General features: G+C 64.5%; 19 protein-coding genes and 1 pseudogene. 10 read left to right on the top strand and 10 right to left on the bottom strand.

The window, feature by feature from the left end:
• Positions 1-22: 22 nt before the first annotated feature.
• Positions 23-826, bottom strand: a complete 804-nt coding sequence (locus QCE88_RS13445; RefSeq protein ID WP_309902593.1) for a sulfotransferase family 2 domain-containing protein — start codon at positions 824-826, stop codon at positions 23-25.
• Between the two features lie 16 nt (positions 827-842).
• Entirely contained in the window at positions 843-1442 is a 600-nt protein-coding gene (gene cysC, locus QCE88_RS13440) for an adenylyl-sulfate kinase (protein WP_309902591.1), read from the bottom strand.
• Positions 1443-1821: 379 nt separating this feature from the next.
• On the opposite strand from cysC, the gene QCE88_RS13435 reads away from it, so the two are divergent.
• From QCE88_RS13435 to QCE88_RS13420, 4 genes are all read left to right on the top strand, one after another.
• A complete protein-coding gene (locus tag QCE88_RS13435; RefSeq protein ID WP_309902588.1) occupies positions 1822-2757 on the top strand; it encodes a glycosyltransferase family 2 protein in 936 nt (311 codons plus the stop codon).
• The gene (locus QCE88_RS13430) at positions 2757-3164 is read left to right on the top strand and encodes a GtrA family protein (RefSeq protein ID WP_309902586.1); all 408 of its coding nucleotides are present in this window, start codon (positions 2757-2759) and stop codon (positions 3162-3164) included. Before QCE88_RS13435 ends, QCE88_RS13430 begins: the two co-directional genes overlap by 1 nt.
• A gap of 102 nt (positions 3165-3266) precedes the next feature.
• Complete coding sequence (locus tag QCE88_RS13425) at positions 3267-5330, top strand: hypothetical protein (protein ID WP_309902584.1); 2064 nt, start codon at positions 3267-3269, stop codon at positions 5328-5330.
• Positions 5331-5532: 202 nt separating this feature from the next.
• Entirely contained in the window at positions 5533-5961 is a 429-nt protein-coding gene (locus tag QCE88_RS13420) for a GtrA family protein (protein ID WP_309902582.1), read from the top strand.
• A 30-nt stretch (positions 5962-5991) separates the two neighbouring features.
• Here QCE88_RS13420 and QCE88_RS13415 read toward each other — a convergent pair whose 3' ends face one another.
• Genes QCE88_RS13415 through QCE88_RS13405 form a run of 3 tightly spaced genes read right to left on the bottom strand, consistent with a single transcriptional unit; the run spans position 5992 to position 9470 of the window.
• The gene (locus QCE88_RS13415; protein WP_309902579.1) at positions 5992-6732 is read right to left on the bottom strand and encodes an SDR family oxidoreductase; all 741 of its coding nucleotides are present in this window, start codon (positions 6730-6732) and stop codon (positions 5992-5994) included.
• Positions 6729-8045, bottom strand: a complete 1317-nt coding sequence (locus QCE88_RS13410; protein WP_309902578.1) for an FAD-binding oxidoreductase — start codon at positions 8043-8045, stop codon at positions 6729-6731. Before QCE88_RS13410 ends, QCE88_RS13415 begins: the two co-directional genes overlap by 4 nt.
• A gap of 3 nt (positions 8046-8048) precedes the next feature.
• On the bottom strand, positions 8049-9470 hold the full coding sequence (locus QCE88_RS13405) for a UbiA family prenyltransferase (RefSeq protein ID WP_309902576.1): 1422 nt from the start codon (positions 9468-9470) through the stop codon (positions 8049-8051).
• A 275-nt stretch (positions 9471-9745) separates the two neighbouring features.
• Between QCE88_RS13405 and QCE88_RS13400 the strand changes: the two genes are divergently transcribed.
• The 5 genes and pseudogenes from QCE88_RS13400 to QCE88_RS13380 form a co-directional block, all read left to right on the top strand.
• Complete coding sequence (locus QCE88_RS13400; protein ID WP_309902574.1) at positions 9746-10609, top strand: glycosyltransferase family 2 protein; 864 nt, start codon at positions 9746-9748, stop codon at positions 10607-10609.
• Positions 10606-11574: an NAD-dependent epimerase/dehydratase family protein gene (locus tag QCE88_RS13395; protein ID WP_309902572.1), complete on the top strand. Its 969-nt coding sequence runs from the start codon at positions 10606-10608 to the stop codon at positions 11572-11574. The genes QCE88_RS13400 and QCE88_RS13395 overlap by 4 nt, the downstream gene beginning before the upstream one ends.
• 161 nt (positions 11575-11735) lie before the next feature.
• The gene (locus tag QCE88_RS13390) at positions 11736-12767 is read left to right on the top strand and encodes a glycosyltransferase family 4 protein (RefSeq protein ID WP_309902570.1); all 1032 of its coding nucleotides are present in this window, start codon (positions 11736-11738) and stop codon (positions 12765-12767) included.
• Between the two features lie 10 nt (positions 12768-12777).
• Positions 12778-14676 carry a nucleoside-diphosphate sugar epimerase/dehydratase gene (locus tag QCE88_RS13385; RefSeq protein ID WP_309902568.1) on the top strand — a complete coding sequence of 633 codons (1899 nt, stop codon included), beginning with the start codon at positions 12778-12780 and terminating at the stop codon, positions 14674-14676.
• 18 nt (positions 14677-14694) lie between these two features.
• A pseudogene (locus tag QCE88_RS13380) lies at positions 14695-15729 on the top strand (ADP-heptose--LPS heptosyltransferase); the annotation flags it as partial.
• 217 nt (positions 15730-15946) lie between these two features.
• Here QCE88_RS13380 and QCE88_RS13375 read toward each other — a convergent pair.
• From QCE88_RS13375 to QCE88_RS13365, 3 genes are all read right to left on the bottom strand, one after another.
• Entirely contained in the window at positions 15947-16876 is a 930-nt protein-coding gene (locus QCE88_RS13375) for a LysR family transcriptional regulator (RefSeq protein ID WP_309902566.1), read from the bottom strand.
• 143 nt (positions 16877-17019) lie between these two features.
• Positions 17020-17607, bottom strand: coding sequence for a phosphatase PAP2 family protein (locus tag QCE88_RS13370; protein ID WP_309902565.1), 588 nt, complete (start codon positions 17605-17607; stop codon positions 17020-17022).
• Between the two features lie 77 nt (positions 17608-17684).
• Positions 17685-18767, bottom strand: coding sequence for a helix-turn-helix domain-containing protein (locus tag QCE88_RS13365; protein ID WP_309902563.1), 1083 nt, complete (start codon positions 18765-18767; stop codon positions 17685-17687).
• 325 nt (positions 18768-19092) lie between these two features.
• On the opposite strand from QCE88_RS13365, the gene galU reads away from it, so the two are divergent.
• The gene (galU, locus tag QCE88_RS13360; protein ID WP_309902561.1) at positions 19093-20037 is read left to right on the top strand and encodes a UTP--glucose-1-phosphate uridylyltransferase GalU; all 945 of its coding nucleotides are present in this window, start codon (positions 19093-19095) and stop codon (positions 20035-20037) included.
• Between the two features lie 81 nt (positions 20038-20118).
• Here the strand turns inward: galU and QCE88_RS13355 are convergent, their stop codons facing one another.
• Both QCE88_RS13355 and QCE88_RS13350 read right to left on the bottom strand, forming a co-directional pair.
• Positions 20119-20571: a GDP-mannose mannosyl hydrolase gene (locus QCE88_RS13355; RefSeq protein WP_309903584.1), complete on the bottom strand. Its 453-nt coding sequence runs from the start codon at positions 20569-20571 to the stop codon at positions 20119-20121.
• 148 nt (positions 20572-20719) lie between these two features.
• The gene (locus tag QCE88_RS13350) at positions 20720-22684 is read right to left on the bottom strand and encodes a hypothetical protein (RefSeq protein WP_309902559.1); all 1965 of its coding nucleotides are present in this window, start codon (positions 22682-22684) and stop codon (positions 20720-20722) included.
• Positions 22685-23917 lie beyond the last annotated feature (1233 nt).

Here is a 23917-nt window from a genome sequence, read left to right as displayed (position 1 = left end):
CGGCCCGCGCCATTGCATCGCCTTACGCGGCCAGTTCACCTGTCGTATTTGCGGAGAATTGGCTGACCAGCGTGCGAAACTTGCGTCGAGCGGTTTCATAAAGCAGCATGTCGAGCGCGTTGACTTCCGTCAATTCACGGAATAGCGGCGTGCCAAGTTCATTTTCAATCTTCGCGACACGCTCCTCGAGACTTCCGCTTCTGCGGGGTGAGGAGTTCTCGATGACGAATTGGCTTTGCAGTTCTGAAATGACCGGCTTGAGTGCCGTTCGCATGATAGCCAGCGATTCGTCGAAAGCTTCCACCAGCCCGAAGAACGGCAGCCCTGCCAATACGCACAGCGCTCGAATGTAATCGTCGTGCGTTGCGCGCGCATGGCGCATATCGCCTTGTAAGCCGGCCAGATGGATGACCTGGAAATTGCGGCAGACAGCGGTGGCGTCGCGGCTGACGGTCCACTCCGCGAATTCGCGCAGTCCGCCGCTTCGCGCAATGGCCACGCTCGGACTCGTGCTGTCCACGGACTGCCGGCGCTCGAACTCATACACCGACGCAAAGCGGTCCAGCGGATGCCGCAGGAACAGGATAGGAAGAAAGTTGATACCGCGGTCTTGCGGCAGCGGCAGGCGCGCCTGATGACTCGACACCGCGCGAAGCTCGCCATGGGCCGTCACGAACGCCAGCAGATCGCTCGGACTCACGGTTGACCAGGGGTGCTCGCCCTCGATATGGCCATGTTCCGCGTCGGAGAAATGTCGACTCAGAATTCCGTCGATGGTCGAACCGGCGTTTTTGAACAGGTGATAGTGAATGATCACGGAGCGCATCGGTGTTTTCCTATGGCTATTTTTCGTTCTGATATTCGTCGCTATGTCTGAGCGCATAAGCGCTCAATTGGTCGACGCAATGGCGCGCATCGCAAGCCATGGTGTTGACGACCAAATCCGGCCTGAGCGGAATTTCATAAGGCGACGTCAAGCCCGTGAAATCCTTGATCTGACCGGCTTCGGCGAGCTTGTAAAAGCCTTTTACGTCCCTTTGCTGGCAGGTCTCATAGTTGGCCTCGACATAGACCTCGTGAAACCTTTCGCCGATGATCTCGCGCGCGCGTGCGCGACCCGCTTCAAAAGGCGAGACAAGGGAAACGAATACGACGATGGAAGCGCTCGCACACAATGCGGCGACCTCGGCTGCGCGCCGCACGCTCTCGTCGCGGGCTTCGGCGGAGAAGCCGAGGTCGCGATTCAGGCCGCTTCGCAGCACGTCGCCGTCGAGCACAATGGTGCGGAAACCTCTTTCTGCAAGCGTGCGACTCGCGCCATAGGCGAGGGTGGACTTTCCCGCCCCCGACAAGCCTGTCAGCCAGAAAACGCATCCAGGACGCGTCGTGATGCTGGAAGCGCTGTACGGGGCGCAATTAGCGGGATGAGTTGACCTCGTCATGGCATTCTTTGCTTGGCTAGCATGGTTATCATCATAAATCCTAACGTTAATAGAGCGTTTAAACAGCGTTAGGAAGTTTCCGAAATATTTCGTTACGAAATGAAAAGCTTTCGAATCAACTACCTTACAGTTTTATATTAGTATGGCGGGTTGTTCTCTTCGCATTCGTGTTAGCGAATTCGCCGGATGAATAGGGCGCGGCACTATGGCGTGCCTCCGGAATCGCAATGCCACGGGCTTCCGCGGCATCACTCATGTTCCCTTGAAAGGCGGCATGACACCGCTTCTCGTCCACCGGGAACGCTCCGGGGGCATCGTGGGCCGGCCCTTGGAAGGCGTGACATGAAGCGCGAAAATCAGACAGACCCGGAGGAACGAATTGAGCAACAGGATCGCGGTTATCGTTCCTTGCTATAACGAGGAAAAGTCAATTGGGAAGGTGGTTGCCGATTTTCGACAGTCGCTTCCTTACGCCGACATCTACGTCTTCGATAACAATTCGACGGACGGCACCGCTGAGACGGCGCTGCGCGCGGGCGCACAGGTGCGCAAGGTCAACTTGCAGGGCAAGGGCAATGTCATCCGCCGAATGTTCGCCGACGTGGAGGCCGACGTGTATGTCATGGTCGACGGCGACGACACCTACGACGCGAGCGTTGCCCCCAGGCTGATCGAGGCGCTCGTCAGCGATGGGCTGGACATGGTGGTCGGATGCCGCGTGACTGACGAGACCGCTGCGTACCGGCCGGGTCACCGCTTCGGCAATGTGATGCTGACCGGCTTCGCCGCGGCGATCTTCGGCCGCACTTTCCGCGACATGCTGTCCGGCTACCGGGTGTTCTCGCGGCGCTACGTGAAGTCGTTCTCGGCGCATGCCAAAGGGTTCGAGACCGAGACGGAACTGGCTGTGCATGCGCTGGAACTTCGCATGCCGGTCGTAGAGATCGATACGTTCTACGGCAGCCGGCCAGAGGGCTCGGAAAGCAAGCTGAACACCTATCGCGACGGTTTCCGCATCCTGATGACGATTCTTCGGCTGTTCAAGCTCGAGCGTCCGCTGGCTTTTTTCGGCATCTGCTTCGCGCTGAGTGTGTTGCTGTCGATCATTCTGGCAGTGCCTGTCTTCGAGACGTATTTCGCCACCGGCCTCGTGCCGCGTCTGCCCACCGCCTTGCTGTGCGCGGCGCTCGCCTTGCTCGGCTTCCTGTTTCTGGTGTGCGGACTCGTGCTCGACACGGTCACCAAGGGGCGGCTCGAGGCCAAGCGTTTCGCCTACCTGGCCATACCGGGTCCCACCACGACGAGCGCCCGGTAATGGGTCAGTTTCTTCGCTTTGGCGTCGTCGGGGTGATCGGCTTTCTGGTCGACAGCGGCGTGTTGTACGTGATGCTCTGGCTTCACATGGGCTTCATGTCGGGACGCATCGTGTCCTTTCTCTGTGCCGCGACCACAACCTGGATCATCAACCGGCGCATCACGTTTTCTCCTGGCACACATCGAAGTGTGCTGCGCGAGTGGGTAAGCTACCTCGTCGCGATGTCCGGCGGGGGATTGGTGAATCTCGTCTGCTACCGGGTCGTGATGGCCGCGTTCCCCTACTCGCATCTTCTGCCGCTGATCGCGGTGGGCGTCGGTTCGATTGCCGGTCTGCTGGTCAATTACACCGTGGCGAAGTTCTGGGTGTTTCGACGGCCCAAGCGCGACCCGAACCCGCAGAACTGAGCGGACTGCCCGCTTGATGCCGGTGATACGCCGCCAGTCGATCGGCGCCTGACGCTCGCGTCCGCATGTATGCAACGAGACCCAACTCTTAGACTACAACCGATGACATCACGTCTCCCGTCAGGACTTCGATTTGCCGCTGCGCTGGCAAGCGCGGCGTTCGCCGCGATCATCGTCTGGATGCTTGTGCTCCTGTGGCAGTACGCGCTTGTTGCGCCCCCCAGCTTCGACGGTGCGATGAATCTCAACACCGCGCGGTCCCTCCTGCACGGTACCGGTTACGGCTTCTTCTACGACCGCTTCTTCTCCTTCCCCGCGCAGACCGACGGGCCGTTCATCCTGCCCGCGGCGCTTGCCTTCTGGATCGGCGGCGTGACGCCGTTCACGACGCAAGTCGTGAATCTGGCCTATGTGTTTGCGCTCGTCGTCGTCGTTGTCACGCTGTTGCGGCGGCTCGACGTGCCGCTCTGGCTCGCGCTGTTCGCCGTCATGGCGTGCGTGATGACCCCGGGCTTCGCCGAGTTCTCGATGAACGGCTATGGCGAGATTCCCATGCTCGTATGGTTCATCGGCGGATTGATCGTGTTGCTGCCGAGAGAGGCCGAGGGCATGAGCGACCGGCGTCTCTTCGTCGCGGGGATGCTGTTCGGCGTGTCGTATCTCACCAAGGTCGTGGCGCTCGTGTGCATCGCGCCCGCCGTTCTGGTGCTGGGCTGCATGATCCTTGCCCGGCCGCGCCGCTGGGCCCGGCTGTTCCGGCTCGCAGCGGGCTTCGCCCTGCCGGTCGTGCTCTGGGAGTTGTTCCGCTACGTCCAGCTGGGCAACCTGCACAACTATGTCGACTGGTGGCACTATCAGCTCGCGCAAATTCGTGCGCAGTCCGGCGCCAGGCCGATGGGCATGCAGCATGGCCGGATCGTCACCGGACTGAATCACCTGAAGGCGCTCTCGAACATGACGGGCGTGCCGACGGCCGCGCTTGCCTTGTTGATCGCCGCGCCGGTGGGTCTCGGTCTGATCTTCGCGATCAAGCGTTCGACGCCCGGGCGCTTGCGTCTCGGCATCGGCTTGCTGTCGATCGTGTGCGGCCTCTACTTCTTCTGGTGGATTTTCATCACGCCCGAGGCCTTTCTCTGGCTGCGCCGCATCATCGCCGGGCTGCTCTTGCTGCAGTGTCTGCTGGCCGCCGTGCTCATGGTGGTCTATGTCCGCGTCGCCGGATGGATCGCCAGCCGGACAACGCGTCCAAAGCTGATGACCGCGCTGGCCGTGCCGTTGCTCGCCGTCGCGGTGTTCGGCCAATTCAGGCTCATGCGCTCCGGCGAGTTCGTGTCGAACCCGCCGCGTCCGCCGGGCTATGCGCTCGAGATGTTGCGGGTCGCGCAAGATGTGAAGGCCTTGCCGGCCGGGGCGACCTTGTTCGGCACGGCCTGGTGGCAATCGCCCGTCATCGCGCTGTTCTCCGGACGGCATTTCATGAATCTCGCGCATTGGCCGATCGACAGGATCAACGCCGCGCCGGACAAGTATTTCGTGACGGACATGTACTCGCAGAGCATCGACGCCTCGGCCATCCAGGAATTGCTGCAGCGTTCGTCCTATGTTCCGGTGATGAAATCGGATGGCGGATCGATTTACCGGCTGACGTCCGTGCGGCCGTACGATCCCTTCACGCCGAACGATGAGAACGTGGCGAAGCTGTCCAGCAGTCTCGATTTCTCGCGCGCCGATTACGCTGCGCGCCGCGGCATCTATCAGCGCGAAGCGGACCGCGATGCATGGATGTCGCCGCGTGCCGCGATCTTGCTCGCACGCAAGCACGAGGACACCGTGCGGATTGGGCTCGAGGTGCCGAATGAATTGTTCAAGGCCTCGAAGTCGGGCAGTCTGATGCTGGAGATCTCGAGCACCGGCTGTCTCGACCGGAAAATCGAGCTCGCCGAGAGCGGTGTTCATACGCTTGTGCTCTCGCTGGACTGTCCAGGTTCAGACGAGAGCAAGCCATTCGAGATCGACCTGCGAGCGGATCAGCATGTGCCTTACATCCCGCAGATCGATTCGGACAATCGTCAGCGTTCGGTGAGGCTGCGCTACGTCCGTCTGGAGACGGAGGGTGCCGCTTCTTCAGCGCGGAATGCTGTCACCGAGCCAGCCGTCAAGGAATAAGCCGCGTTGCTGCCTGGTGAGATCGCACGTCACGGCAGGCAACTGCCTTGGGCGAATTCCTGAAGAGGTATAGTCGCCCGGTTCCCGGATCGTTTCTTTCGTGTCCGGGTTCAGGCTTTTTTCCATGAAACGACGAACGTTCCACACCGGAGACGCCGAAGCGCTGCCGGGACCGTCGACTCACTCAACCTGGTGTTGAAACATGCAGCTCGTGTTGCTCTATTCGTTCTTCGCCGCCATCGCGACGCTCGCCAACATCGGCGCGCAGGATCTCACGACGCGCGTCTACGGCGGTCCGTGGCATATCGTGCTGTCGGTGCTCGTGGGCACGGGCGTCGGGCTGGTCGTGAAGTACGTGCTCGACAAGAAATGGATCTTCCGCTTCAAGGCGGAGAACGCTCGCCACGACGCGACCATGTTCACGCTCTACGTCACGATGGGCCTCGTCACCACCGCGATTTTCTGGGGTGTCGAATTCGCGTTCGAGCATGTCTTCGGGACGGCCACGATGCGTTACGTGGGCGCGTGCATCGGGCTGGCGATCGGCTATGTGATCAAGTACCGGCTCGACAAGCGCTACGTGTTCCGCAGCTTCGGCGGCGAGCAGGCCGCGCTGGCCGGCCGCGACTGATGCTCGTCGCCCCGGCGTCGCAGCGTCGCGTCAGAGCGACGCGCGCTTGAACAGGAAGCGCGGCACGTTGCGGATGATCAGCATGATGCCCCACCAGAACCACGGCGTATAAAGCACGTCCTTCTTGCGCTCGACCGCGCGCACGATGTCCTTCGCGACCTTCTCCGGCGTCGCGACCAGCGGACCGGGCAAAGGCAGCCCTTCGGTCATCGGCGTGGCGACGAAGCCCGGCTTGATGTCCAGCACATGCACGCCGACCTTGAAGAGACGCGCGCGCAGCCCTTCGAGGAAGGCCTGGAGCGCGGCCTTGGCGCTGCCATACAGATAATTCGACGGCCGCCCGCGATCGCCCGCCACTGATGAAATCACCGCAAGCACGCCGTGCCGCTGCGCCTCGAGCCGGTTGGCGAGCGGCGTGAGCAGCGCGATCAGCGAGAGCGCATTGGTGTGGAACTCGCGCACGGCCACCGCCGGGTCGTTCTGGCACGCGGCCTGGTCGGGCAGGGTGCCGGAGGCGACCAGCACGATATCGATGGAATCCATCTGCGCGGCGCAGGCGGCGAGCATCGCGGCGTGCTCGTCGAGCGTGTCGAGGTCGAGCCGGTACACCGCTGCGGACGCCGCGCCGCGCGCCGTGAGATCGGCGGCAACCTGCTCCATGCGGTCCTGATTGCGCGCCACGAGGAAGAAGCGCGCGCCCTTGGCGGCCCATTCGCGGGCACAGGCAAGGGCAATGGCGGACGTGGCGCCTACGATGACGATGTTCTTCATGAGGCGATCATTCGTTTCCAGAAGTGCGACAGCATCGCGGGATCGCGAAGCGATTCGAGCTGCTGCCATTGAGGATAAGCGGCGCGGAAATCGGCGGCGGACATGTGTGCGTCCTTCGCCGGATAGATGCGTCCGCCCGCTTCGCGCACGAGGGTGTCGAGCGCGGCGAACAGCTGCGCGTTGCGCGCATCGTGCTGGGGGAAGTCGAGTGCGAGCGAGGTGCCTTCCATCGGAAAGGACAGCAGTCCGGGCGACGCAATGTCGCCGCAGCGCTTGAGCACCGCGAGGAACGAGCCGGTCCCGCTCGACGAGATGCGGTCCAGCATCGCGCGCACCGCATCGCGTGCGGTCGCGGCCGGCACGACGCACTGGTACTGCTGGAAGCCCGAGGGTCCGTAAATGCGGTTCCATTCGAGCAGGCTGTCGAGCGGATAGAAGTAGCCGTCGTAGCCGACGCGCGACAGCTCGACCGGCTTGCGCTGCTTGCGGTAATACAGCTCGTTGAATGCGCGCAGGGTGAGGCCGTTGATGAGCGACACGGGCGGCGTGAACGGCACGCTGCGCTTGCGGCGTGCTTCGACGTCGAGCGAGCCGTGGATCGCGTGATCGCCCGCCATGAAGAGGCCGCGTCCGAGCGAGGCGCCGCGGCTCGCGCAATCCACCCAGGCGACGCAGTATTCGTGCTTCGCGTCGTACTCTTCCGAGAGCTCGAAAAACTCGTCGAGCTTGCCGAAGCGGATGCTCGTCACGTCGATCAGGCTCGTGCGAATGGGCATCAGCGCGAATTCGGCCCACAGGATGAGCCCGGTGAGCCCGAGGCCGCCGATGGTCGTCTTGAACCACTCGGGGTTCGTGTCCGGCGAGCATTCGAGCACCGTGCCGTCGCTGCGCGCGAGGCCGAACGCGCGCACGTGGCGGCCGAAGGTGCCGCGCACATGATGGTTCTTGCCATGCACGTCATTGGCGATGGCGCCGCCCAGCGTCACGTACTTCGTGCCCGGCGTGACCGGCAGCATCCAGCCGCGCGGCACGGCGACGTCGAGGATCTGCTCGAAGGTGATCCCGGGCTCGGCGCGCACGATGCCGCGCGTCCAGTCGGCCGAGATGATGCGGTCGAGCGCGAGCGTCTGGAACACGTGATCGGAACTGGCGAGGCAGACATCGCCATAGCTGCGGCCGTTGCCGAAGGCGAGCGTCGTGCCGTGCGTCTCTTGCACGCCGCGCCACTGCGCGTGTGCCTGATCGCGCCAGTGGGCGGCGTGCGGCGTCTGCGGCAGACGAGGGTAGCGGCCCCAGGAAAGCAGTTCGCTCATCGGTCAGGTCGCGAGCCAGAAGGCCAGGCCGCACAGCGCGACCACCAGCAGGCTGATGCGGTCGCGCGCGGCGAACACGATGGGGTCGTCGTTCATGCCGCCGCGATGCGTGATGATCCAGGTGCGGCTGATCCAGTAGAGCATGACCGGGCACGCAAGCCAGATGTATTGCGGATGCCGGTACAGCATCGTCGTGCCCCCGTCCTGGATGTACATGGCGAGCACCAGCACCGAGATGTAGCCCGATGCCGTGCCGAGCGACGATACCATCGAGAGGTCGTCGGACAGATAGCCGCGTCCGCGGGTTTTTTCGCGGCCGGCCTGCACCATCGCGTGCAGTTCGGCGTAACGCTTCACGAACGCGAGGCTCAGGAAGAAGAACATCGAGAAGGCGAGCAGCCAGAAGGTCAGATGCACGCTGATCGCAGCCGCCCCCGCGATGATACGCGTCGTGTAGAGCGCGGCCAGCGTGACCACGTCGATCATTACGTGCCGCTTGAGCACGAGCGAGTACGCGAGCGTCAGCACGTAATAGCCGAGCAGCACCGCGTTGAAGCGCCACGGCAGGAATACCGCGGCGATGCCGAACGCGAGGGCGAGCAGCACCGGACACAAGGCCATGCCCCACAGCAGCGGCAGGGTGCCGGCGGCGAGCGGCCGCCTGCGCTTGACCGGATGATGGCGGTCGTCTTCGAGATCGAGCAGGTCGTTCAGCAGGTAGACGCTCGACGCGCACAGGCCGAACGCGACGAACGCGAGCACGGCCTGCCCGAGCAGCGGCAGGTTGCCGAGATGATGCCCGGCGAGCAGCGGTACGAGGATCAGCAGGTTCTTGAGCCACTGGTGCACGCGCAGTGCCTTGGCCCAGACCTTGAGTTGCGGCGGACGGTTCTCGAACACCTGCTCGACGTTGGCGCCGCGATTCGCCGCGCGCATCACGCCCGCATGCGGATTGACGACATAGGCGCGGTCGGCCGATTGCCAGACGGCGATGTCGTCGTGCGAATTGCCGACGTAGTCGAAGCCTTTCTCGCCGTATTCGGCGACGAGCCGCTCACGCTTGCGATGCGACGAGAGATTGACGCGCTCGTCGCTGGCGAAGACGCGGTCGAAGAGGCCGAGATGCTCGGCGATGCGCTGCGCGAACGACTCGTGGCTCGCCGTGGCCAGCACGAGGTCGCGGCCCGCCGCGCGCATCTCCTTCAGCCAGCCGATGACCTGGAGGTTGTAGGGCAGGGTGGTCACGTCGATCGACACGTGCTCCGCGAGACGCGCCTTGAGCGCGGGCTTGCCGCCGCTCGCGAGCCATTGCAGCGGACGGAAGAACTTCTGCGGAAACGCTCTCAGGAAGGCGAAACCGCTCTCGACGAGAATGTCGGAGCGAATCAGCGTACCGTCGAGATCGACGACGATGGGCTTGCTCATTCAGTTCACGATAAGGTGATCAGGGTAAGCCCACTGCGAGGATCCGGTTGGAGCCGAAGCAAAAGCAGGGGCCGATTCGGATAGGGCATGGTCACTGCAAGTGGGCGGAATTTAGCACAAACGCAAGCACGTAATTTTACAAATCTTGCTGGCCGCGGCTTTTCCGAATTGTCATGCGGTTGCCGAAAAGGGTGACTTTGAGCACAATCGGTGCGGTTTCCACTTCATGACGCGGTCCGTATTCCTTTCGTGGCGCGGACACTTCTCCTTGCCCGATGAACGCGATTCCACCGCAAGGCCGCACCACCGCCCGGCCCGTCCAGCCCGACGCTGCCTGTCCGCTCAGCATTTCCATCGTGGTCTACCGGCCGGATGCGGCGCTGCTCGCGCGCACCGTCGAGACACTCGACGCCGCGCTGGCCGAACTGCATGACGTGGCGGGACACACGCGGCTCTACCTGATCGACAACGGCAATCCCGACGAGTTCGCCGATCTGCCGGCGCCCGTGAACGAAGGCGTCGAGACCATCGTGATCCGGGGGCACGGCAACGTCGGCTACGGGCGTGGCCACAATCTCGCGATCGAGCGGACCCACAGCCGCTTTCATCTGATCCTCAATCCCGATGTCGAGCTGAACGCCGACGGCCTGCGCCGCGCGCTCGCCTTTCTGAAGGCCGAGCCCGGCGCGGGACTGCTCGCGCCGTGGATCGGCGGGGACGACGGTGCGCAGCAGTTCCTGTGCCGCCGCTATCCGACCGTTCTCGATTTGTTCGCGCGCGGCTTCCTGCCCGCGTCGCTGCGCAAGTTTTTCGCGCAACGCCTGGCGCGCTATGAAATGCGTGATGTCATCGGCGAGCGGGATGTCGTATGGGATCCGCCCATCGTGAGCGGGTGTTTCATGCTCTTCAGGACCGATCTGCTCAAGTCGCTCGGCGGTTTCGATCCGCGCTATTTCCTCTACTTCGAGGACTACGACCTGAGCCTGCGCACGCGTGACTTCGCCCGTGTCGTGTATGTGCCGTCGGTGCGCATCCTGCATCACGGCGGCGGCGCGGCACGCAAGGGTTCGACGCATGTGAAGCTGTTCGTCACGTCGGCGTTCCGCTTCTTCAACCGCTTCGGCTGGAAGTGGCTATGAGCGCGCCGGGCCAACGCATCGCGGTGACGGGCGCGAACGGTTTCGTCGGCCGGGCGGTGAGCCGCGCGATGCTCGAACGCGGCATCGCGGCGACAGGGCTCGTGCGCCCTGGCGCGCAGTGCGGGCCGGGCGTCGAGACGCGTGTCGTCGAAGGGCTCGACGCGCTCAGTCCCGAATCGTTCGCGGGATGCAGCGCGGTGATCCATCTTGCTGCCCGCGTGCATGTGATGGGCGAGGCCGCGGCGCAAGCCGAGGCCGTGCTCGAAGCCTACCGGGCGGTCAACGTGACGGGCGCGCTCGGCGCCGCCGAGGCCGCGCGCCGCGCGGGCGCGACCCGCTTCGTGCTGATGAGCAGCATCAAGGCGCTGGGGGAGCACGACCTGGGCCGCCCCTTCACCGAAGACGACGAGCGCCGTCCGCCGGACGCGTACGGCGTCTCGAAGGCAGAAGCCGAGGTCCGGCTGCTCGAATTCGGCAGTCGCACGGGGATGGAGGTGGTGGTGGTGCGCCCGCCGCTGGTCTACGGTCCCGGCGTACGCGCGAATTTTCTTGCAATGATGAACGCTGTCGCGCGCGGCGTGCCGCTGCCACTGGGCGCGATCGACGCCCGCCGCAGCCTCGTTTCGGTGGACAACCTGGCGAGCGCGACGGTCGAATGCGCACTGCATCCTGCCGCCGCGGGCCACGTGTTCCATGTGACGGACGGCGAAGACCCGGGCGTCGCGGAACTCGTGCGCCGGCTGGGCGTGCATCTGGGCCGGCCGGCACGGCTGGTCCCGGTGCCGGCCGGCTGGCTGCGCGGCATGGCGCGGCTGGTGGGCAAGACCGCGCAGGTCGAACGCCTGACGAACAGCTTGCGGGTGGATTCCAGCCGGATTCGCGAGGCGCTGGGCTGGCGTGCGCCGCAGACGCTCGATCAGGGGCTGGCCGTGACGGCTGCGTGGTATCGCTCGGAGCGCCGTTAGCCTGCGCGCGTCAGGCGCAGCAAGGAAGCCGCACGGGGTAACGCTATTGGTCTGATTTAAAAAAACGGAGCCGTCGGACAATCGCGTATCCTTTGGGGTTTTGCCAAGCGAAACTCGCCCTCCGGAGCGCGTTCTTCGCCTGGATCATCCAATAACCCCGCATGCCGCTTTCGTTTCCTGACAACTCGCCTGTCTTGACCGCGATCATCGTCGCGGTGCTGGCTTTCGTCGCGTGCGTGCTGATTCTCCAGACGCTGCTGCGCACCGGCCTCGCCTGGCGCCTCGCCACCGATATTCCCAACGAACGCTCGCTGCACGAGCGGCCCACGCCACGCGTCGGCGGCTGGGGTATCGTGCCGGCGGGCGCCGCTGCAATGCTGGTCTGTGCGCCGTCCATGTGGCTCATCGCCGCCTCAATGCTCTTCCTCGCCGCCGTCTCGCTCATCGACGACCGCCGCGGCCTGCCCGCGCGTGTGCGCTTTGCCGCGCACTTCGTCGCGGTGATCGCGGTGATCGTCGGGCATCCGGCCACCGTGCCGTGGTGGGCGCTCGCGGTGATCGCCTTCCTGATGCTCTGGCTGATCAATCTCTACAACTTCATGGACGGTTCGGACGGCCTTGCCGGCGGCATGGCGCTGTTCGGCTTCGCAGGGTACGCCGCGGCCGCACTTGCCGGCCCCGCGCCTGTGCCGGCGGTCGGCCTGGGTCTGGCGAGCATCGGCATTGCCGGCGCCGCCGCCGGCTTCCTGACCCTGAATTTTCATCCGGCCCGGATTTTTCTCGGCGATGCCGGGTCTATTTCGCTGGGGTTTCTCGCGGGCGCGCTGGGTTACTGGGGCTGGCAGCACGGCGTGTGGCCCATCTGGTTCCCGGCGCTGGTGTTCGCGCCGTTCATCGCCGACGCTTCAGTGACGCTGATCCGGCGCCTCGCGCGCGGCGAAAGATTTTGGCAAGCGCATCGCGAGCATTACTATCAGCGTATGGTGCGTATGGGTTTCGGACATGCACGTACGGCGCTTGTCTGGTATCTGTTCATGCTGGCGGGCATAATTCTCGCCAATACAGCGCTGCATTTTTCCCTCTCCATGCAGTGGCTGGCAGTTGCGGGCTGGGCAGTCGTGGTTGTGGCAGCGGGCGCGGTCATCGACGCGCGTTGGCGGCGGCATGAAACGCGCCGTTCCGAACAATCTTGAGGTCCTGCTGATGAATCGAATCAAAGCTTCGTGGCTATCGGCGGGGGCATTCTTCTTCGATCTGGTTGCCGTCGCCGGTTCCTGGGTTGCCGCCTACGTCATCCGCTTCAACGGCAGCGTGCCGCATACGTTCCGGGAGAACGCGATTGACGCGCTCATCTGGGTGCTGCCGCTCTATGGCGTGGTGTTTCGCGTCTTCGGCCTGTATCGCGGCATGTGGGTGTTCGCGAGCCTGCCGGACCTGATGCGCATCTCGAAGTCGGTCGTGGTGGGCGCGCTGCTCGTGATGATCGGCGCCGTGATGTGGCAGCCGCTGCCCGTCATCCCGCGTTCCGTTCTCATCGTCTCCCCGCTGCTGCTGTTCCTCACCATGGGCGGCGCGCGTGCGCTGTATCGCGCGGGCAAGGAGTTCTATCTGTACGGCGGGCTGGTCGGGCAGGGCAAGCCCGTGATCGTGCTCGGCGCGGGCACGGCCGGCGCGATGCTGGCGCGCGAGCTGGCACGGTCCAGCGAATGGCGTCTCGTCGGCCTGCTCGATGACGACCCGGCCAAGCAGGGCCGCGAAGTCCTCGGCCATAAGGTGCTCGGCAAGTTCGGCGACCTGCCGAAGTTCGCGGAGCTGTACAAGACCGATTACGCGATCATCGCGATCCCGTCGGCCTCCGTCGACGAGCAACGGCGCGTGGCCACGCTGTGCGTGCGCGCCGGCGTCAAGGTGATGGTGCTGCCCGCGCTCAGCCAGCTGACGGCGGGCGAGGGTAATTTCCTGTCGCGCGTGCGGCAGATCGACCTCGAGGACCTGCTGGGCCGCGAGCCGGTGAAGATCGACATGCCGCACGTCGAACGCCTGCTGCATGGGCGCGTCGTGATGGTGACGGGCGCAGGCGGCTCGATCGGCTCGGAACTGTGCCGGCAGATCCTGCGTTTCTCGCCCGCCCAGCTGGTGGCCTACGACCTCAGCGAATACGCGATGTACCGGCTCATCGAGGAACTGCACGAGAAGTTTCCGGAGTGCTCGGTGATCCCGGTGGTGGGCGACGCGAAGGATTCGCTGCTGCTCGACCAGACCATGGGTCGCTTCACGCCGCACATCGTCTTCCACGCGGCGGCCTACAAGCATGTGCCGCTGATGGAAGAACAGAACGCGTGGCAGGCGGTGCGCAACAACGTGCTCGGCACCTTGCGGGTGGCGCGTTCGGCGATCCGCCATGACGTGCGCCACTTCGTGCTGATTTCCACCGACAAGGCCGTCAACCCGACCAATGTGATGGGCGCGTCCAAGCGTCTCGCCGAGATGGCGTGCCAGGCCTTGCAGCAGTCCGCGCCGCGCACGCAGTTCGAGACGGTGCGCTTCGGCAATGTGCTCGGCAGCGCGGGCAGCGTGATTCCGAAGTTCCAGCAGCAGATTGCGAAGGGCGGTCCGGTCACGGTCACGCATCCGGAGATCACGCGCTTCTTCATGACCATTCCCGAAGCGGCGCAGCTGGTGCTGCAGGCGTCGAGCATGGGGCGCGGCGGCGAGATCTTCATTCTCGACATGGGCCAGCCGGTGAAGATCGTCGATCTCGCGCGCGACCTGATCCGCCTGTACGGCTATTCGGAAGAGCAGATCCGCATTGTGTTCACGGGCTTGCGGCCGGGCGAGAAGCTCTACGAAGAACTGCTCGCCGACGACGAAACCACCACGCGCACGCCGCATCCGAAGCTGCGCATTGCGCAGGCGCGGGGCGTGCCGGACGATTTCATCGACGAGTTGCTGCCGTGGCTGATGCAGCACCGCGTGCTGTCCGACGAAGAGGTGCGCCGCGACCTGCGCCGGTGGGTGCCGGAGTATCAGACCACGATGCTGCCGGTGCTGCAGAGCGTGCCGGTCGTGAAGGCCGCGAACGAGCGCAACGCGGGGCGCTGAACCACAGCGAGGCGACGCATGACGGCGACGCTCGACGACGTACAGGCGCTGACCCACGCGGGCTCGCTGGTGTCGGGCGAGGGGATGATCGTCGCGCCGTATGACCTCGAAATCGCGGGCGGCGACGCTTCCGGGCATCGGCCATTGAGCGAATATCCCGGCATCCTGCACGCGGGGCATGCGCCGTTCCAGGCGGATTATGCGAACGCGCGGCGGGTTCACCTGATCAACGCGTTCGGCGTGACGCTGGGCGATTCGATCATCGGGCTGACGGCGCTGTTCGCGCTCAAGCGTCGCCATCCTCATCTGAGCTTCACGATCTATCGACCGTCGCGCGCGCCGCGTTACGTGCAGCGGCTCTATGAACTGGCCGCGCCGCAGTTCGGCGAGCTTGCCGTGCTGCCTGTGCCGTTCGCGGCGCTTCCCGAAGCCGACTTGAAGATCGATGCAGGCAATCAATTGTTCTGGCCGCAGTTCGCCGCGCTGCCGATGATCGATTTCTTCCTGTGGGCGCTGGGGCTCGAGCCCACGAGCGTCGCCGCGGCCGACAAGTGCAATCGCTGGCTCGCGGACCTGCCGCTGCCGGCGCTGGCGCACCCGCCCTATGCCTTGTTCTGTCCGGGCGCGAGCACGCCGGTGCGGAGCATCAGCGCGTCGGCGCATGCAAGCATCGTCGAGCGTCTCGCCCATGCAACCGGCCTCGACGTGCTGGGCTTCGGTGCCGTCGATCATCCGCGTTATCGCAATATCGCGCCGCTGTCCGTCGATACAGTGGCCTTCCTCGCGTGGGTCGGGCACGCGCGCTGTCTGGTGACGGCAGATTCTGCGGCGCTGCATGTCGCGGCGGGTTTCGGGGTGCCGACCACCGCGTTCTTCACAACGATTCCCGCGCACTTGCGAGCACGCGATTACGCGAACTGTGTGGCTGTCGAGATCGACGTGCCGGATCTGCGCGGCATGCACGCGAGCGCGCGTGCCGCCGATCTGGGGAAGCTGGAGCGCGCGTTTCGCGACTACGACTGGAGCGCGATGCCGCTCCTGCCGCTGACGCCGCTTGCACCGCTTGCGCCGCCCACACCGACAACGCCGACAACGCCGACAACGCCGCCCGCACCGCCCACACCGCCCACACCGCCCACACCGCCCACACCGCCAACGGTGCTTACACCGCTTACGCCGCCAGTGCAGCTTATGCCGCTCACGCAGCCGACGCCATCAACGGTATCAACGCCACCCACGCCAACACCACCCCAAAGCGCCGCCTGAACGCCTACTCCGGCTTACCGCCGCTGCGCACCTGAAACGTCGGCAGACGGCTATAGAGTTCCGCAACCCAGTCGATGAACACGCGCACGCGCCTCGGCTGATGCCGGTTGGCCGCATACAGCACCGACACCACGCGCGGATACGACGGATACTCCTTCAAGATTTCCTTGAGCGCGCCGCTCTTCAGCAGCGGATCGAGCGTGTAGCTGGACGCCTGGATCAAGCCCAGTCCCGCGACGCCGGCGGCAATGTACGAATCGCCGTCGTTGACCGCGATCTTGTGCTGCATGGTGATGCTGCGCGTCTCGCCGTTGACGCCGAATTCCCAGTTGCGCACGCGTCCCGAATGGTTGAGCACGTAGCCAATGGCCAGGTGCTGTTCGAGATCGTCGAGCGTCAGCGGCTCGCCGTGCGCGTCGAGATACTTCGGTGCGGCGCAGGTGATCTGCGTATAGGCGCCGATGCGTTTCGCCACCAGCCCGACGTCGCCGACCGCGCCCACGCGCACGACGCAATCCACGGCTTCCTCGACGAGATCCACCTGTCGGTCGGTCAGCAGCAACTCGACGCCGATCTCGGGATACGCCGCGAAGAATTCCGGCAGCGCGGGGATGATGGTGCTCTTGGCCATCACCTGCGGCAGGCTGATCTTGATGTGTCCTTTCGGATTGGTCTTCGAGTGCGCGAGCGACGCTTCCATGTCGTCCACTTCGCCCAGCACGCGCACGCAGCGCTCGTAATAGGCTTCGCCGTCCTCGGTGATGCTGATGCTGCGCGTGGTGCGGTTGATGAGGCGTGCGCCGAGATGCGCTTCGAGCGCCTGGAGCGTGCGCGAGACGCTGGCGGGAGGCAGGCGCAGGGCGTCGGCGGCTTTGGAGAAACTGCCCGCCTCGACAACCCGCGCGAAGACTTTCATTGCAAGGAAGCGATCCATGCTCGGGGTCCGGAAACGTGTCGGCGCGGCCGCGTGGTCGCGCGCGATGACTCAGCATGCCGGCGGCCTGCTTTTTTCAAGCGACGATCATACTGAAGATCGCACGGACGCGCGTCAAACGTGAACGGGGCAAGCCGCGCGCGTCAGAGTCCGAGACCCTGGCAGAGCCACCAGGAGTAGTGCTCGATCATCCGCTGGAACGGCGCGTGATGGCCGTAGGCGATCGAGGAGACGGCGAGCAGGCCGACGCCCGCGGCAAGCGCGCGCGGCATCTTGCGCGGCTGATCGAAGACGCGTGCGAGCAGCAGGCCTGCCACCAACGCGCCGAGCACCCAGCCGGCGACGACTTCAGCCGGCGTGTGCGCATCCTGGATGATGCGGCTCGCGCCGATGGCCGCCGCGAGCGCGAGACCGCCCACCGCGCCCAGCCGGTACCACGCGCCGCCCAGGCCGCCGAACAGCAGCCCGCCGGCCACGGTGTAGATCGAGGCGGCGAGCATCGTATGGCCGCTGATCATGCGCAACTGGATGGCGGAAATTTCAAGGCCGCAGCCGGCGTACAGCACCTTGGAGAGCCCGACGAGTCCCATGCCGAGCGTGAGCAGCGCGGCCCAGCGGATCGCGAGGCGCAGGTCCACCGTGCGCAGCCAGAGCGCGCAGACGAGCGCGAGCGGCAACAGGAGCGCCGCGTCGCCGAGATTCGAGAGAGTCCAGAGTACCCTTGTTTCCATGCGTATTCGTTCCAGGTAACTTCACGGGCGCCGACGAAAAGGTCAACGAACGTGGCGGCGCATGCGCCTGCTTGCGCCTATGTACTGTTGGCATCGGCCTCCTTGCGGCGGCCTGCCAGCCGGTATTCGGTCGGCGAAATCGACAGCCGCTTGCGGAAGATCTTGGCGAGACCATCGCCGCTGCCGGCGCCGCAACGCCGCGCGATCTTGTCCACCGGCAGGTCGGTGCCGGCGAGCAGCATGCAGCTCGCATCGAGCCGCGCGCGCAACAGATACTCCGACGGCGTCAGTCCGATCTGCGCCTTGAAGCGGCGCAGGAAATTGCGTTCGCTCATCGCCGCGACGCGCGCCGCATCGGCAATCGAGATCGGCCGCACGTAGTTCTCGCGAATCCAGCGCGCGGCCGCGTCGATCTTCTGGCGCACGCCGCCGCCGTCGGTGTCGTCGAGGAGCGTCGCGAGCTTGTGCCACGCGCCCGGAATCGAGCGTTCCGATACTTCGCGCGCCACCGCCGAGCCATAGTCGCGCTTGATGATGGACAGCGCCGCCGCGATCGGTCCTTTCGGATCATCGAGCGTGAGCGTCTGCTCGGCGATGAACAGCGGATTCGCCATGCCGGGCAGGTGCGCGGCCGGAAACGCCGGCGCCGCTGCTTCTCCGGCGAAATCGAGCGAGCGGCTCTGCACGGTGAGATTGGCTGCCGTGAGAATGTGCGCGCCTTCGCCGATCGCCTTGATGAACGGAATCTTCGGCGCCACGCGGCCGAGGCGCTTGCGCAGCATCGTGTCGTGCCGCGCCTGCCGCGCGCCCGCGCCGCCCGCAATGAACAATGCATCGCATTCGTTCATCCAGCGCGTCTCCAGGCTGTCGGTCCAGATGCGCATCGAACAACTGCTCGCCACGCTGCCGCCTTCACTGGACAAAAATAGCAGCGAATAGTGCGGCGCTTCCGTGCGGTGGCCAGCATCCGCCGGCAGATGGACTTCGTTGGCGAGCGAAAAAACTTCGGAGATAGAACTGACCTCGACGAGCGAGAATTCCTCGAAGATCAGAATGCCGATCCGCTTCTCCGTGCCGGCCATGCCGGCGGGCTCGGGCTCGATGCCGGGCGTGACCCCGCGCACCACCTGAAGCCTGCCCATGCCATTGGCGTATTCCATCGACTTTCTCCCTCGACCGAAACGGACCCGCAAGGCGTCCGGACCGGTCACATGCAAGGAACGCGAACCTCCGTTGAAGGCAGCGCAAGGTGCGGCAATGTGAGCTCACATGCGTCGCACTATACGCGGCAGGCAACATTCGCCACGCGCGCAGTCGGAAAAAGGCGAAGTGTTGGCAGATGATTTCGATACTCGAGGAATAAGCTCACATCATTTCTGTCGTCTGACGAAACCGGCGACCCGTATTGCATAACAAGAGGCGTGCCGCGAACGCTCGACGACGCATCGGGCATGCCTCCCGACAACCATCAGACGAGGTGAGCCGATGCTCAAAGTACGCAAGGCGGTGTTTCCTGTCGCGGGCCTCGGCACGCGCTTCCTTCCGGCCACCAAGGCGAGCCCGAAGGAAATGCTGCCGGTGGTCGACAAGCCGCTGATCCAGTATGCGGTCGAGGAAGCGATGGCCGCGGGCATCACCGAGATGATCTTCGTCACGGGCCGCAGCAAGCGCGCAATCGAAGATCATTTCGACAAGTCCTACGAGATCGAATCCGAACTCGAAGCGCGCGGCAAGCAGAAGCTGCTCGACCTCGTGCGCAGCATCAAGCCGAGCCATGTCAACTGCATCTACGTGCGCCAGGCGGAAGCGCTCGGACTGGGCCACGCGGTGCTGTGCGCGGAGAAGCTGGTGGGTGCGGAGCCGTTCGCGGTCGTGCTCGCCGATGACCTGCTCGATGGCGAGCCGCCGGTGCTCTCGCAAATGGTCGATGTGTTCGATCACTACCATTCGTCGGTGATCGGCGTGGAGGAGATCGACCGGCAGGACTCGCGTTCGTACGGCGTGATCGAAGGCAAGCCGTGGGACGACGGGCTCTTCAAGCTCTCGCGCATGGTCGAGAAGCCGGAGCCGGCGCAGGCGCCGTCGAACTTCGGCGTGGTGGGCCGCTATGTGCTGATGCCGCGCGTGTTCGACTTCCTGCGCAAGCAGAAGCCCGGCGCGGGCGGCGAGATTCAGCTGACCGATGCGATCCAGGCGCTGCTCACGCAGGAACAGGTGCTGGCGTTCCGTTATCGCGGCAAGCGCTTCGATTGCGGCAGCAAGCTCGGCTATTTGAAGGCGACGGTTGAATTCGCGCTGCGCCATCCTGAAGTGCGCGACGAGTTCGAGCGCTATCTGCGCGCGCAATTCGCTGTGCAGGAAGTGCAGCAACAAGCAGTAGTGGCGCCTGCCGCGGATGACGCGAGCGCGTGCCCGATCGTAGAGGCATAACAGGTTTCTTGGCGGGAAGGATGGGCGGCGCGCAGCGATGCGCGCCGTTTGTCTTTTTAGCGTTGGACCGAGTGCAGGCGCTCAGCGAAAGTACGCCTTGGTGTTCTCGTGGACGTCGTCGCGCGTGAGCAGTTCGTCGCGCGAAAGCCATTGATATTCGCTGTGCTGATCGAAGCGGCCGATGGCCGCCGTGGCGTTCAGCGTCAGCGTGTAGGCGAGCACGACGTAGTGCGTGCCGAAGCCGCCGGCGCCCGCGAAGTTGTCGTCGTAGCGATGTTCATACACGCCGAAGAAGCGCGATCCCGCGCGCTCCATGCTCGCCACGCCCAGCTCGTTGTGGGCGATGCGCGTGAACGCACCATCGAGCGATTCGTCCTTGGCGATGCGCCCGCCCGGCACGAACCAGGTGCCCTGCGCCGGCCGGTTGCGCCGCCGTCCCACCAGAATGTGCCGGTTGCCGTCGGTGACGATCAGGTCGATCGAGACCAGCGGCGCAAGCCGTACCACGGTCAGGAAATCCGCCTCGCTCAGCATCGCCGCTCCGTAGGTCGCGTCCATCGTGGCCGGGTTCATTGCGAATCGAGTGTAGCGCGCGGGCTCGCCTCGCCGGCATGCGCGGCACTGGCGAAAACCGCCTGAATCCCGTCAGCGCAGGCCATGCGGCAAGCATGCCGCGCAGCGCTCATTGCCCCACGTATCCAGCCGGACGGATCACGTTCGCGCGCATCGAATCGGCATTGTTCGACACGACGTACACCGGCGCGGCCGTCAGCACGAGCGGCACCTGGCCGTCGCTGTACGGCACCGTCGATGCGTTGCCCATCATGTCGAACACGGTGACCGAGCCGGACTTGCCCGGCGCATCCACGGCGAGCCGGTAGTTCACTGCGCGGGTCGCATCGAAGCCTTTGGCGCCGGGCCATGCGGCGTTGTCGTGGGTCCACAGCGCGGTCACGACGCGGCCGTTGTTCAGGCGCTGGAACGCATAGGCGTAGACGCCTTTCGGCGTGTCCTTCACCGGACCCAGCGTAGTCGTGCCGTCGATGAGGCGCGTCATCGCGGCTACCGCCATCGCGGCGGGCTTCGGACTGATCTGCTTCTGCCCGAAGCCGCCTTGCGGGTTCACGAGGTCGAAGAAGATACCGTAGCCAATCTCGTTGGGGATATCGGCGGAATAGAACACGAAGCTCACGTCCGCGCCTTCGCCAAGCAGGATCAGATGCGCGCGCGCCACCACCGCGCCCTGCGCATACAGCACGTTCCAGCCAGGCGAGTTCGGTCCGTACTTGCTGCCGATGTCATAGCTCACGCCTGTCTCGGTGACGAACAGCTTCGCGCCGGGTTTGACCACGTCGGTCATCGCGCGGCGCAGGTCGCGCATCATGCCCGGCATGGCTTTCGCGGCGGTGGCCGGGGAGGCGTCGAAGCGCTCCGGCGGATGCGACGGCGACGTGCCGACATCGTAATAGCCATGGGCGCTGACGCCGTCGAGATATTTGCCGATGCCGAGCGGCGCGAGGCGTCGCAGCCACTTCGTGTTCGACGCCAGATTCGACAGCGTCAGCCCCATCACGACGGCATTCGGATCGCCCGCGTGGATGGCGTCGTGCGTGGCCTTGTACAGCGCGACGAGATTGGCGTCCGTATCCTTCCAGGGCAGGCCGCCCTCGTAGTCGGGCTCCCAGGTCACCTGATAGTAGTTGTGCGTCTGCCGCGCGAACCAGGTCTTGCGCACCGTGTTCGATTCCTCGCCGACACGCTTCATATAGGCGCTGTAAGCATCGAGCGAAACCGGCGCCCAGCTGTGCGTGCGCTCCTTGGTCGGACTGGCCCAGGCGGGAATGCCGTCGAGCTGGATGAGGCGCAGCAGGTCGCCGGGCTTGAAGAACGCCGCAAGATTGTCGGCGGAGGCGTTGAAGGTGTTGGGGCCTTTTTCTTCGGTCACGTACCAGTTGCGGTTGTCGTTCACCCAGGTGAGGCCAAGGTCCGTGTAGAGCGGCCGATAGCCGTCGCCCGAGCAGCAGTCCTCGCCCGGTTTGAGGTACGCGGAGCCTTGCCCGCCGAAGCGGTGCTGATCGGGATGCGCGAAGGTGACGGGCGGCAGCGTGGTCGACACGTCCGGCAGCACGCCGAAGGTGGCCATGCCGGCGGCCCGTGTGCCGCGCATCGGCAACGTGCTCTTGCCCGAAACGAGCGAGGCGCTCACGGAGAAATACCCCGCCGCCTCCGACATGCAGGCGAGCGTGTACGTGCCCGGCTGGGCCTTCACCGGAAAACGGCCGCTTGCCTTCGGGGTATTCCACGCATCGCGTATCTGCCATTCGACCGTGTCGGCGGCCTGGGTCCGCGTCGTGATCGCGATGCGGACGGGCGCATCGAGCGGAAACATGCGCGTGCCGTCGCTGCCGGGCGTATCGGCTTCGATCGGTTCGCCTCCCGGTTTCGCCGCGATGGGCGGCGCGGGCGCGCTGCAACGCAAGGGCGGGGTGTCGGCCGGGTCTGGCGCCTCGTTCTCGGCGACCTTCACGAGCGCCGCGCGCGGCGCTCCGGGTCCTTCCGTGGCGAGCGTCTCGATGCGGGTGGCCAGCGTTTCGGCGGGGCCCGTCTTGTCGCAGGCGGCCAGCGCCAGCAGCGCGCCTGCTGCCATGGCGATGCGCGCCCGCCGGACGCGCTGGGTTCGGCGAGCGGCGGAGAAACGCGAAGCGGGTGTCCGGTTCATCGTGAGCCTGGCGCGTGAGCGCTCTGTGCCGCCCATGCGGCGAAGGCGCTCGGGCTACGCGCCAAGCGCACACGATGCTGCCTGCGCCGGCGGCCTACCGTGCGCGCGCGCACGCGTGGGCGTGCGTCGTCGGATGAATGCTGGACCGGATGCCTGGCGTTTCGAATGTGAACGCTCAGGGGCGGCATCCATGTGCGTGGGCGCTCATCCAATTTCAGGAGTGAAACATGGAAGGATGACCACGACAATGGGATCTGCCTGTGAAAACCCGGCAAAGCTGACCGGCTCGGACACGGCTTCGCCGCACCAAAGCCAGCGTGATTTGAATGACATGAGAGGTTTGCAAACAAGCGTGCGTATTCTCCCGATGATTACAGCCGCTTTCAACGGCATGGAGAAAGCCGTGTCAAACCGTGCACCGCCGCAAAGCACTAGAGAATGGCGGACAGGTCGGGTGCCGCATCCCGGCGGATGCGTGGGCTGATACGGGTGCCGCTGTTTCGCAGTGCAGCATCGGGAATCAAATGAGCACGCTTTGAAATCGTGATTAACTTAAAATATCGCTGATTAAAGATGAGCACGAAAACGCTTCGATTATCCAGAGCGATAAAATAGCGCTTTATTAATTTCGTTCAAATTGACGGAATTAATGGAAATGCGAAAACAGCTTTAAGCTTGCTTTATGAACCAGCAGGAAAGGAAAAAAATTCCCGATTTGAGCGATACACACACGGCCCTCTGAACGCAGCAATGTTTCACCGTTGAATCAGTTTCTTTGCTCCGACTTGGGCCGAGCCTCCGGGCGCCAGCCGCACAGGGCCGTGGGGCGGGGCTTTCAGACTTTGTCCATGGCCGATCGGGCGGCTGACGGGCGTGGATTGCACTAAGCCACGGACTAAAAGTTTGTATGACAAATCGTGTTTCTATCGCGTGATTCTTTAGAAAGCCGCGCATTCGGAATTTGGGGAGGGATATCAATGTGCGCTCACCCTCATAGCGCGACAGATTTTGTGGTTCAAGCGCGAAAATCTAGAGCACAAAAAAGTTTGTCTGCTTATTATTCAAGCCAGCGGATCGATTCCGCCATCACTCCGTTCCAATCGGTCACGGCAACCCGGCGAAGTTCGGGAAACTCCTTTGATGCGCCGCAATGACCGAGAA

Source organism: Caballeronia sp. LZ035, assembly GCF_031451175.1.
Classification (GTDB): domain Bacteria; phylum Pseudomonadota; class Gammaproteobacteria; order Burkholderiales; family Burkholderiaceae; genus Caballeronia.
This window is presented reverse-complemented; position numbering and strand designations above follow the sequence as displayed.